Raw genomic sequence first — 13,201 nt, 5'->3', positions numbered from 1 at the left:
CTCAATAAAGTGACACAAGCAATTATTCAATACTGATTTAGTAAACCACTTTCGAAAGCGCATCTGCCAAGGCCTCAACAGAAGCGGTAATGATATCTACATTGGCACCAAAGCCATATACGATCTTACCATTGTGTTCTAGCTGAACATGAACTTTTCCAAGATCATCGCTTCCTCGAGTTAATGCCTGCACCAAGAACTCTCCCAAGGTGAATTTTTGCTTGATCAGTTTTTTAACAGCATTGAAACAAGCATCGATTGGACCATTACCTTCGGCAGTTGCGGCACAACTTTCGCCTTTAATTTTAAGGTGAACTGTTGCCATTGGAATGGTTGATTTACCTGAAACAACTTGTAACAACTCCAACTCTACAGTTTTAGCCAAGTTTTCTTTCTCGCCCATTAACTCAGCAAGATCTTTCTCGCTCAAATTCTTACGCTGGTCAGCCATCACCAAGAAATTAGAATAGGCTTCATCCAATTCTTCCTTGGACAAATTATAACCCATTTGCTCCAAATGGTGATTCAAAGCTGCACGACCACTACGTGCTGTCAATACAATTGCTGACTCCTGAATACCAACTTCAACCGGGTCAATAATTTCGTAGTTCTCTCTGTTTTTCAAAACTCCATCCTGGTGGATTCCTGAAGAGTGAGCAAATGCATTTCTTCCTACAATTGCTTTGTTGGCCTGTACTGGCATGTTCATTAATGAAGATACCAAACGACTTGCTCCATAAATTTCCTTGGTATTGATATCAGTATGCAATGGCAAATCATGATGTGTTTTAATAGCCATCACAACTTCTTCCAATGAAGTATTTCCAGCACGTTCTCCAATCCCATTAATGGTAACTTCAACCTGACGAGCTCCATTAATCACCCCACTTAATGAGTTGGCTGTTGCCATTCCCAAGTCGTTGTGACAGTGAGTAGATAGAATCGCCTTGTGAACATTTGAAACATTCTCCATCAGGTATTTGATTTTAGCACCATACTCAGCTGGAAGACAATAACCCGTAGTATCCGGAATATTAATTACCGTAGCACCTGCAGCAATTACCGCTTCAACCACTCTTGCCAAATATTCATTGTCTGATCTACCAGCATCTTCTGCATAGAACTCAACATCCTCAACATATCGCTTTGCGTATTTTACCGCACGAACTGCACGTTCAAGGATTTCATCTGGATTCGAATTTAATTTTGATTTGATATGATATGGTGAAGTTCCAATTCCCGTGTGGATTCTTCCTCGTTTTGCAAACTTGAGCGCCTCAGCAGCAACGTCTATGTCTTTTTCAACCGCACGTGTTAATGCACAAATGGTTGGATTACTTACTGCTTTAGCGATCTCGACGACCGACTGAAAATCCCCTGGACTTGAAACCGGAAAGCCAGCTTCGATTACATCAACACCTAATGCCTCAAGTGTTTTTGCCACTTCAATCTTTTCAATAGTATTCAATTGGCAACCTGGCACTTGCTCACCATCGCGCAATGTTGTGTCGAAAATAAATAACTTATCACTCATTTCTTTCGTGTTTTTGATAACTTGGTTAATAGTGAAACTGTTAAAAAATTATTCTATCAATTAATGATGTGTCTTTTTCATTTATACTGCTCCAAAATCTCTTTAAATAGCTTGGGCTATTCGCATCAATTTTGTATTATCTAAATAAAAAATCTTTCATAATTCTCCTGATAAATAATCTTTCAACCGTTTCTTAGTTTTTGTTGTAAAAAAAAAGTTCCTCCATCTTGGAAGAACTTTGCATTATGATCATTTTATCTTTCTCAGATTATAACACAGTCTTCCTACTCGATCTTTTAATAATAATGAGATCAAGAATGAGAATTAAACCAATAATAAATGAACTTGCGTACATCATGTTTTTGTTTCTGTGTTAATGTTTTAGTTGATTTTTTTATTCTGCAACAAACCTAAGAACTATTAAGAATGAGAGAAAACAATTTATCTCAACAAGCTACGATATTCAAAGCAATTCAATTTTATTTATTTTGCTAGCTCGTCATTCATATCTAACTCATTTACGCTGCATTAAACCCTACAACAATAAGTGTAAATATGGGATCTTCAAGCTATTTCAAAGAGTGAGTTTTGAGTGATCATGTGAATGAAAAAAGTAGAAAATAATATATTCTACCCTTCCATTCACACAATAACTACTTTACCTAACTAACTGCACTAGTTATTTTCTGGGCGAAGCTTACGAACAGCTGTTCCTGCTTGCCACATTTCGCTTTCGCGTAATTCCTTCAATTCTTCTTCCAACTTCACACGATAGTTTTCTTCACTATTTGAATCAATAGAACGTTGAGCTTCATTACCAGCAGCAACTTCTTTGTATAGTTTTTCGAAAACGGGTTTGGTAGCATCACGGAAAGGCTTCCACCAATCCAAAGCTCCTCGTTGTGCAGTAGTTGAAGTATTTGCATACATCCAGTCCATACCGTTCTCAGCAACCAATGGCATCAAACTTTGAGTCAATTCCTCAACAGTTTCGTTGAAAGCTTCGGATGGAGAGTGACCATTCGCACGAAGAACTTCATACTGAGCTGCAAAAATACCTTGAATACATCCCATCAATGTACCACGCTCACCTGTTAAGTCAGAATATACTTCTCTTTTGAATGTAGTCTCGAACAGGTAACCTGAACCAACACCAATACCCAATGCAACAACTCTATCGAAAGCTTTACCAGTTGCATCCTGGAAAATTGCATAAGATGAATTCAAACCTCTGCCCTCCAAGAACATTCTTCTCAAACTGGTTCCCGATCCTTTAGGTGCAACCAGGATTACATCAACATCCTTTGGAGGAACAATACCTGTACGTTCTTTATACGTGATTCCAAATCCGTGCGAGAAATACAATGCTTTCCCTGGAGTCAAATATTTTTTAACGGTTGGCCAAACAGCAATCTGTCCAGCATCCGAAAGCAAGTATTGGATGATAGTTGCCTTTTCCAAAGCTTCTTCAATTTCGAAAAGTGTTTCTCCTGGAACCCAACCGTCGGCTACGGCCTTATCCCAAGTTTTTGATTCTTTACGCTGACCAATGATTACATTAAAGCCATTATCTTTTAGGTTTAGTGATTGACCTGGCCCCTGTACTCCATAACCAATAATTGCAATGGTTTCCTCTTTTAATACTTCGCGAGCTTTATCCAATGGAAATTCTTCACGAGTTACTACTTGTTCTTCTACACCGCCAAAATTAATTGTTGCCATTTTGATTTAAGATTATTAGATATTGGTCTTGAGTTTAAATTTTTCAAGTCCAAAATCATGGTTAATTTATTAGATTCTATTTTAGTACTTTTCTATTGATGCATTGCTTATTACTAAGCAACAAATTCTTTTAAATATTTGGTGAAATCTTTTTGCAAACAAGAAACTGCCACTCTTCCTGAACGTGCAAACTGCAACACTCCATACTGTTCCAATTCGTTAAAAAGCTGTTGATTTTCGGCTTTATAACCAACTTTTTCTATTACTAGAAATTCCGGATTTACAGTCAAAATTTTTGCATTCTGATTTCTTACCAAAGCTTCCAAATTACCGTTCAACTTGGAAGAATTTGCAATTTTAAACAATGCTACTTCCTGATGAACAATCTCTTCTGCTTCAAAATAAAGTGCCTTAAAAACACCGATGATCTTCTCCAATTGCAACACCACATTCTCTACTTTGCTCTCATCCATAAAAGCTACAATGGTGTATCGAGAAATTCCCTTCACTTCTGATTCAGAAACCGTTAAACTTTCAATATTGATTTTGCGACGAGAGAAAACTATTGTTACCTCATTCAACAATCCTATATTATTTTCGGAAAAAACCGTTATTGTATACTCTTTCATTTTCTTTAGTATTTAGTAACTAGTATCAAGTAGTTAGATTATTTACCGATTGTATAATCACTCTTTTAGTACTCATTATTAATTCTTAACTATTCGAGTCTCATTTCAGATACTGCGGCTCCCGGAGCAATCATTGGCAATACATTGCTTTCCGTTTCTACAACCACTTCAAGAAAGAAAGCTCCCGGAAAATCAAGCATCTCCTGAATCGCATCCTGTAATTCTTCGCGTTTGCTTACCCTTTTTGCTTTAATGCCATATCCTTCAACAATTTTCACAAAATCAGGATTGTCCATCTCTGTGTATGAGAATCGCTGCTCGAAGAATAAATCCTGCCACTGGCGTACCATTCCAAGGAATGAGTTGTTCAATACAATCGACTTCACCGGCAACTTGTACTGGCGAATTACCGCCAATTCCTGTATGGTCATCTGGAAACCACCATCGCCCGAAACCGAAACAACGGTTGCATTTGGATCTGCAATTTGAGCTCCAATTGCTGCCGGCATTCCAAAGCCCATGGTTCCCAATCCACCAGAGGTAACCTGTGTATTTGGATTCTTGAACTTGTAATATCTTGCACTTGTCATTTGGTGCTGCCCTACATCTGTACAAAGTACTGCCTCACCATTTGTTTTTTCCGACAGACAATCAATTACCTCCGCCATATTAATTCTCTCACGAGATGAGTGCGTTTGTTTTTCAATCACCTTTTCATACTCCAATCGGTAATAATCTTTGAAAGACTGCATCCACTCTTCACGTTCAGAACCACTTACCACTTTATTCAGTTCTGTTAATGCCTGCTTGGCATCTGCCAATACCGGAACATCAACTCTAATATTTTTGTTATGCTCAGATCTATCAATATCGATGTGAATGATTTTTGCTTGCTTGGCATATTTCGATGTATCCCCAGTTACACGATCATCGAAACGCATCCCAATAGCGATCAAAACATCACATTGGTTGGTGTTCATATTAGGACCATAGTTTCCATGCATTCCCAACATTCCAACATACAATGGATGATCAGTAGGGAATGAAGACAAGCCCAATAAAGTACAAGCAACTGGTGTATTTGTCTTTTCCGAAAACTCCATCAACTCCTGCTCTGCTCCCGACAATAAGATTCCCTGACCGGCAAGTATCATAGGTTTCTTGGCAGAATTAATGAGCTCAGCTGCTGCGGATATCTCATCCATATTTAGCTTTGGTACCGGCTGATACGAACGAATCCCTTTACATCTTTCATACTTGTATTCAGCTTTTTGAACCTGTGCATCCTTTGTGATATCAATCAATACAGGTCCTGGTCGTCCTGTGCGAGCAATGTAAAATGCCTTCGCCATTACCTCTGCAATCTCTTCTGCTTTCGTGATTTGGAAGTTCCATTTGGTAACTGGCATCGAAAGTCCAACCATATTTGTTTCCTGAAAGGCATCTGATCCCAATAAACCACTAGGAACCTGTCCTGTAATTACAACCATAGGAGTCGAATCCAAATAAGCATCCGCCAAACCAGTTATTAGATTGGTAGCTCCTGGTCCCGAAGTGGTAAAGCAAACGCCTGGTTTTTTTGTCAATCTGGCATAAGCCTGAGCACTGTGAGTTGCACCTTGCTCATGACGCGACATATAATGTTTTAGTTCTTTCTGATAATCATACAAAGCATCGTAAACAGGCATAATGGCACCACCTATGTATCCAAACATGGTATCAACACCTTCTTGTATTAAACTACGAACCAATATTTCTGCCCCGGATAAGGTTTCACCTGTATTATTCATCTCCTTGATATTTTCTGCTTTTGTTGCTGTTTCCATTTTGTTCGTTTTTTGCTGTTCCATTACAATTGTCGTATCGCTCCTTTGTCTGCCGAGGAGACTAGTTTTGAATAAGCCTGCAGTGCTTTCGAAACAACTCGACCTCGGCCTCTTGGCTGATATGCCTCTTTTCCGAATGCTTCCTCTTCGGCTTTTCTTTCCTGTAGTTCCTCATCCGAAATACAAACATTGATACTTCTGTTTGGGATACTGATTTCAATTTGATCTCCATCTTTAATGAGTGCGATAGATCCTCCCGCTGCTGCTTCCGGAGAAACATGCCCAATGGATAAGCCTGAGGTTCCTCCTGAAAATCTTCCATCTGTAATGAGTGCACATTTGGCTCCGAGGCCCATGGATTTCAAATAGGAAGTTGGGTACAGCATCTCTTGCATGCCTGGTCCTCCCGATGGTCCCTCATAACGAATCACCACTACATCACCTGCTTCTATTTTTTTGGTAAGGATCGCTTCACAAGCATCACGTTGTGATTGAAAAACTTTTGCCGTTCCTGTAAAGTTGAATACCTCTTCGGCAACTCCTGCTGTCTTCACAACACAACCATCCGGTGCAATATTTCCAAACAGTACAGCCAGTCCACCATCTTTGGTGTAAGCATTTTCCATGCTTCGGATACATCCCTTTTTACGATCTGCATCCAAATCAGCATATACTTCATTCTGAGATGCAAAACTCAAGTTTCTTCCCTTTTTACCTGGGCTTGAATGGTAAGTAGACAAAGCTTTATCGCTTACCGTCTTCGAGTTTAGATTGTAATCGTTCAAGGCTTCCTGCAATGTAGAGTAATCCACTCTACCAACATTGGTATTCAACAATCCGCCAGCTGCCAACTCTCCAAGAATACTCATGATTCCACCAGCACGATTCACATCTTCGATGTAGTATTTATCCGAGTTTGGTGCTACCTTACAAAGGTTTGGTGTCTTGCGCGAAAGCTCATCCATGTGATTCATGGTAAAATCAACTTCTGCCTCGCTTGCAATTGCCAACAAATGCAGAACCGTATTGGTTGATCCTCCCATTGCAATATCCAAAGTCATTGCATTCTTAAAGGCTTCGAATGTTGCAATTGATCTAGGCAAAACGCTCTCATCTCCATCCTTGTAGTAGGCATTGGTAATCTCGACAATGCAGTTTGCAGCATCCATAAACAGGCGCTTGCGATTGGCATGAGTTGCCAAAACAGTACCATTTCCTGGCAAAGCCAATCCCAGTGCTTCATTCAAACAGTTCATCGAATTGGCTGTGAACATTCCTGAACACGATCCACAAGTTGGACAAGCAGATTCTTCAATCTCCTGCAATCTTTCATCGCTTACGCTGTCGTCTCCGGCTTTTACCATGGCATCTACCAAATCCAGCTTTTCACCTTTCGATTCTCCAGCCTCCATTGGACCTCCTGATACAAACACAGTTGGAATGTTCAGTCTCATTGCTGCCATCATCATTCCTGGCGTAATTTTATCGCAATTCGAGATACAGATCATAGCGTCTACCTTGTGTGCATTACACACATACTCCACACTATCAGCAATTACTTCTCTTGATGGAAGTGAATACAACATGCCATCATGTCCCATGGCAATCCCATCGTCTATGGCTATGGTATTGAACTCGGCAGCAAAGCAGCCCGACTTCTCAATCTCCTGCTTTACCATCTGGCCAACATCCTTTAAATGAACGTGTCCGGGTACAAATTGCGTAAAAGAGTTTACTACAGCAATTACAGGTTTGCCAAACATCTCTTCCTTCATTCCGTTGGCACGCCAAAGGCTTCTGGCTCCCGCCATTCTTCGGCCCTGTGTGGTTTGATTACTTCGTAACGGTTTCTTATACATTTCGGTTAATAGTTAAATCGTTTATCTTGTGTTTGTTCTCACTTACAGATCAAAAAAAGCGCCCTTCCTTTTGGGAAGAGCGCTCATAAATTCGTTTGTTTCGAAGTTATTGTATATGCACGTCTTCCCTGATCCTCATTCTAATAATGACGATAGAAATAATAATGACAATAATGATTACGTTAAATGATAACATACAATAACCTGATCAAAAAAAAGCCCCTTCGTTTTGAAGAGGCTTTAGATATTTTGTAACAATTAAATTCGTTTACTTAAACATGCAAAGCCCCGTTCTGTGTCCTAGAAGGACAAGAATAATGACGTTAATAATAATGACTGTGCTTAAACGCATGTTGTAATTTTTTTTGTTTGTTTTTAATTTTGTCAACGAACATTTACAATCACTTTCGATCTGATTACGCTGACAAATCTATGCGACAAATGTATGTGAAAAAATCTTTTTTTTCCAAATCCTACGATTCCCAATTCCTGTTTTTACGAAAAATTAATTCTAAATAAAATTCATAACTAGCTGATTTTCTGTATTTATTATTTTTATAGGTTTTTTCTGAAAATGTTAGCTTCAATTCAATTTTATTACTCCAAACTTATTTTTCGCAAAGCTTTGCGCTGATATTTTCTCATCCAAAATCAATAAAAAAAGAGAATCACAATACAATTTTTTTGATGTATCCACTATTCGATTTAAACAAATTAACACATCAAATTTGGCTTTTTCTTTTTTTAGTGATTGCATGAGTGTCCATCAGCTCCATGTTGATGATTACATGTTTCTCCACTATCTTCTACCATTCCTGAAATAAATTGTTGAACCAATTCATCGGCATTACCAGAACATCCTCGAACCACTTCAATACCATTGTTGTAAAGTACATTAATGGCACCTTGACCAATCCCTCCTGCAAGCATTACCTTTACGCCAGCTTCTGCCAATAATGGTGCAATATTCGACTTACAACCACAACCTTGCGGCGAATCCATGATTTCACTGCCTACAATCTCGTTTTGCTCTGAAATCGTATAAATATTATAAAATTCACAATGTCCGAAATGGCCATCAACCTGTTTGTTACTGGTAACTGGTACTGCAATTTTCATATTTGTTTTATTTTCTTTTGATTAAGTATTACTAAATGAGAATATACTCATTTCAGACCTCAAAAGTACAAAACAATAATAATCGTGCAAACTTCTGTGCTTTCTATTTGTATTTTACCGATTAATAAGATGATTGAGAATAGGTTTCTGCATCACATTACCTTTCTACTATTCTACCATTTTACTTTTCAACCTTTGTTCCTTTTATTCATATTTTATCGAATCCACAGGGTTTAAATTGGCAGTTTTGTAGGACTGGTAACTTACCGTTAAAATAGCAACGATTCCCACTACAAACACAGGCACAATAAACAGCAATACTGATATTTCCATTTGTGAAGCAAAACCATTCAACCAATAGTGAATGCCAAAGTAGAACAATGGTAACATTACGACTGTTGCAATAATTAAAAGTCTAAAATATTCCTTTGAGAGCATCAGTAATATGGTTTTAACACTTGCTCCCAAAACCTTACGAACTCCGATTTCTTTTTTGCGCTGATTGGCTGTAAAAGCTGACAAACTCAACAAGCCCAGAGTGGTGATGATAATCCCCAATAAGGCAAATATTCCAAACACTTTCCCAAATCTGATATCATCCTGATATTGTGCTTCGTAAGCCTCATTCAATACATAATAGTTAAAAGGATTTCCCTCAAATAAAGTCTGATATTGATCCTCAATAAAATGGATCAACTTCTTGGAAACAGGAGCCTCTAGTTTTACAGACAGACTGCCCAAAACACCAGGTTGAGTAAGAAAAATAATCGGCTCATATTCTTCCTTTGGAGTTTGGTGTGCATAGTCCCTGATCACACCAATCACTTTTTTCTTTTCCCTACTCAGAAATATATTATCTCCGACTGCATCGGATGGATTATTGTAACCCAAATGGTAAGCTGCTTTCTCATTTATTACCACAGCCTTACTATCCGAAAGATGCAGTTTCGAGAAATTTCTTCCTTTTAACATTTGCATTTCGTACAAATCCAAGAACTCCTCGTTTACCTGGATCAACCTGTAGTTTTTACTGGCTGTGGGTTCATCGCCTTCGCGGTAAATACTTCCCAAATTCGATTTGATATCCTCTCCCGGCACATAAGAAGAATAGGAAACCGATTTAATTTGCGGGTGGCGTTCAAGCTCTTCCCTAAAGGCATCTCTTCGGTGAATTAAAGTAGAATCGCCCACCATTGGCGTACTCAACACAATGATATCATTCTTGTTAAAACCCGGATCCAACTTGTGCATATGGTTCAACTGCATCATCACACTTAAGGTTCCTGCAATCAATACAATCGAAATGACAAATTGCAACAGTACCAGACCTTTTCGAAGTACCAATCCCGCCTTACTTCCCTGGTATTCTCCTTTCAGCATTTTATTCATATCCGTAAAGTTCAATCCCCAAACCGGATACATTCCTGATATGAATACCCCAATAAAGAGCATGGCAAGTAAATTCCAGTAAAACCAATTCTGATGCCAAATGCTGTATTCTACAGGAATGGCAGTCAAGTTTTTAAATCCAGACATGAAAAGCTCAATGAATATCATAGCCAGACCAACAGCGATCAGGTTGATGAGCAAAGACTCCATCAAAAATTGCAATATCACTTTGGTTCTGGAAGCTCCTACTACTTTTCGTAGGCCTACTTCCTTGGCTCTTCCAATGTATGATATGGTAGACAAGTTTAGGAAGTTAACCCAGGCAATCAGAATGATAAAGTAAGCAATGATGTATAGAAAGCTTACTGTTTTTTTATCTCCATTGGTTTCCAACTCCTGCATATAGTGAGAACTCAGATGGATATCCTTAACGGGTTGCAAGTAGAAAAACATTTCCAATTGGAATTTCTTTAGCACCTCACTGATTTGATTCTTGAGCAAAGCTGGAACCTTGGCCTCAACCTGCTTGGGATCGCTTCCTTTTTTTAATCTTACGTAAGTATAAAAACCACTGTACAGCCACGATTTCATTACCCTGGGCCCATAAAGTCGAGCCAAAGTTTTGTAAGAGAGCAAAACATCTGTTTTACAGTGTACATTCGCAGGTCTATCCCTAAAAACCCCATTCACTTCCAAAGTCAAATCCTTATTCATCTTCAGAAGTTTACCTACAGGCTCTTCATTTTGGAAATACTTTCGGGCGATACTTTCCGAAATTACTACTGAATTTTCGGCAATCAATGCAGTCGCTCGATCTCCTTTCACAAACTCGAAGGAAAACATGTTTAAATACTCATTGTCTACCCAATAAGCTCTGTCTTCCTGAAAAACCTTATCCTCATATCTAAAAACACCATGGGCATTGTAACAATGAGCAAGGGCTTCAACCTCTGGAAATGATTCTTTTAACGCTTCTCCTACAGCAGGACAAGCTGATGCAAAACGAATCTCATCTCCTTTTTGAGAGTGTCGTTCCCATCTCACACGGTAAATATCATTTACATCATCATAAAAATTGTCGTAACTGTTGTGATAATTCACATACAAGGAAATGAACAAACAAGCGGCTATACCAATGGCGAGTCCAAGTATATTTACCAAGGTAAACACACGGTTCTTTAACAAATTGCGCCAGGCAATCAGGAAATAGTTTCGTATCATAAGTTTGGGTTTTGATTCGTAATCGACATCAAATACCACACCAGTAATTACTTAGCATTAAATATCAATAAATTGTAAAATACCATCTTTGAATTCCTACTTAAAATCTGTTCACTAACGAACAATAAACTGTACGGTTTTCAGCATTCTTCACATTTCAACTCAGGTTCTTACACATACTTCCCGACTCCTAATGCATTCCCCTATTTAGACCATTTGACTGTTCGACTATTTGACTGTTCGACTGTTGGACAGTTGGACTGTAAAAAAAAAAGAGCCCCCAACGAGAGCTCCTACAACAACAATAACCTAAACTAATGATTCATCTGTTTTATAATCAGACATAAGTACATTGCAAATATGGTTTTTCTTTTCTCTTGCAATGTTTGCTTAGTGTGAAGTCTGCTTTAAGTTTATGGGATAAAAACGAACAATTTATAACATGAGGGTTTCACTGGAAGGAAGGCCTCATTTATCTTGCAAGGATACCCTCACTTTGAGCGAGAGCATCAAAGAGGCACTCCTAACATTTACAATGAAAACAGACTTTGCAAAAGAGCTTTTGCAGCATCCTGAATTCCCGGAGCATTTGATTCACTTGGCCCTGCTACATTCAAAACAGATGGTCTGTGCTCTTTCAACCAGTTTTGAATAATGTGCTTGCTCCCCTTTTCGTGTGGATCACAAATCAGATAAGCCTTATTCATTGCAGTACAACAATCAATGGTCCATTTCGTTCCAGAATCAATAAGATGTGAAGTTGGCATCAAAATCAAACTGGCATCCGCATCTCGCACATTCCATTCGGTTCGCAGGGAACGTGCTACATGACTTGCTGCATTGCTGCGCTCATATGGACTTTCCTTCAAGTCTAATTCTATGGGAATCTTTCCATCTTCCGCTTCCCGATTGGGCGGACACCACCCACCAATAGAAATTCCCAATTCCCGTGCTGCCTGCAAAGCACCACGATCAACCCCAGTTTGACCTCCTGATATGATTTGTTTGGGAATGTGCATCTAATGTGTGAATTGATTCTTTACCTACAAGATAGCACAAAAAAGCAATGAAGTTTGTAATTCATTTTCCATTACCATTGGGAAACTTTGAGAAGGAATCTAAACATGCTTAGCATCTTTGAGATGCTTAGCATATAACAAACACAAACTTATCCGACATAAAATATGATGAAATTTGAATTTATTGATAAAGAAGAATAGTTTATGATATAAGGGTCTCACTCAAAGTGAGGCTCTCATTCATTGTGTACTGATCCCCTCAATTGAAGTGAGAGCATCAGATCTTTTTTATTCATTTCTCAACAACAATCACCCAATTCGCTCCAAGATGATCTCCTTCACCTCATCAATATTGCTGCCATCATACACCACCACATTCTCATGGGTAAATCCCTTGTTGTACTCATTCAAAGGCATTACAACCAAACCTCTTGGGCGGTGCTTTAGCCATGGCATGATGTAACCAGGATAGTCATCCACCAATATCTTTCCGTAATGCCTGCTTTTATTTCGGGTCATGGTAAACTCTATTTCTCCATCTATGTGATTGATGATCCATTGTAGTTTACCCGCCAAGGCTGCCGGATTCCTCCTTGGAGCCTGGGTTAAAATCTCATTGTGATAGCCCAACTCTTTGGTCAGCTTAAAAATATCAAAGCCCAATTGGTATTTCGGAAGATTGGCCCACCACTTCTCATCCGATTTGATCAACTCCATTCTGTCCCATAGGTACTGATATTCGGGTGCATCACCCACCACAAACGGATCTACAAATGGCTCATTGGGTGCTCTCAATTTTTCCAATTCCAATTTCATCGAACCAACATAGTCACAAATGGTTCCGTCCATATCAAATAAGGCTATTTTTTCGCTATCCATAACT

At 38.8% G+C, this 13,201-nt stretch carries 9 protein-coding genes; all 9 read right to left on the bottom strand.

The annotated features are described in order from the left end of the window. Positions 1–37 precede the first annotated feature (37 nt). Positions 38–1,534, bottom strand: coding sequence for a 2-isopropylmalate synthase (locus ACKPCA_RS00465; protein WP_321280700.1), 1,497 nt, complete (start codon positions 1,532–1,534; stop codon positions 38–40). Between the two features lie 675 nt (positions 1,535–2,209). Continuing rightward, positions 2,210–3,256 carry a ketol-acid reductoisomerase gene (ilvC, locus tag ACKPCA_RS00460; RefSeq protein ID WP_054718421.1) on the bottom strand — a complete coding sequence of 349 codons (1,047 nt, stop codon included), beginning with the start codon at positions 3,254–3,256 and terminating at the stop codon, positions 2,210–2,212. 113 nt (positions 3,257–3,369) lie between these two features. After that, complete coding sequence (gene ilvN / locus ACKPCA_RS00455; protein WP_054718418.1) at positions 3,370–3,885, bottom strand: acetolactate synthase small subunit; 516 nt, start codon at positions 3,883–3,885, stop codon at positions 3,370–3,372. Between the two features lie 89 nt (positions 3,886–3,974). Next, positions 3,975–5,711, bottom strand: a complete 1,737-nt coding sequence (gene ilvB / locus ACKPCA_RS00450) for a biosynthetic-type acetolactate synthase large subunit (protein ID WP_321280698.1) — start codon at positions 5,709–5,711, stop codon at positions 3,975–3,977. 23 nt (positions 5,712–5,734) lie between these two features. Beyond that, positions 5,735–7,570: a dihydroxy-acid dehydratase gene (ilvD, locus tag ACKPCA_RS00445; protein WP_321280697.1), complete on the bottom strand. Its 1,836-nt coding sequence runs from the start codon at positions 7,568–7,570 to the stop codon at positions 5,735–5,737. A 744-nt stretch (positions 7,571–8,314) separates the two neighbouring features. Next, positions 8,315–8,689 carry a NifB/NifX family molybdenum-iron cluster-binding protein gene (locus ACKPCA_RS00440; protein ID WP_306741132.1) on the bottom strand — a complete coding sequence of 125 codons (375 nt, stop codon included), beginning with the start codon at positions 8,687–8,689 and terminating at the stop codon, positions 8,315–8,317. A 204-nt stretch (positions 8,690–8,893) separates the two neighbouring features. Beyond that, entirely contained in the window at positions 8,894–11,299 is a 2,406-nt protein-coding gene (locus tag ACKPCA_RS00435; RefSeq protein ID WP_321280696.1) for an ABC transporter permease, read from the bottom strand. 530 nt (positions 11,300–11,829) lie between these two features. After that, positions 11,830–12,318, bottom strand: a complete 489-nt coding sequence (locus ACKPCA_RS00430) for a putative molybdenum carrier protein (protein WP_321280694.1) — start codon at positions 12,316–12,318, stop codon at positions 11,830–11,832. Between the two features lie 309 nt (positions 12,319–12,627). Then, complete coding sequence (locus ACKPCA_RS00425) at positions 12,628–13,197, bottom strand: HAD family hydrolase (protein ID WP_321280693.1); 570 nt, start codon at positions 13,195–13,197, stop codon at positions 12,628–12,630. Positions 13,198–13,201 lie beyond the last annotated feature (4 nt).

The sequence above is a fragment of the Marinifilum fragile genome, from assembly GCF_963677365.1.
Lineage (GTDB): Bacteria > Bacteroidota > Bacteroidia > Bacteroidales > Marinifilaceae > Marinifilum > Marinifilum fragile.
The sequence above is the reverse complement of the archived record's forward strand: the minus strand, read 5'-3'. Positions and strand labels throughout refer to the sequence as shown.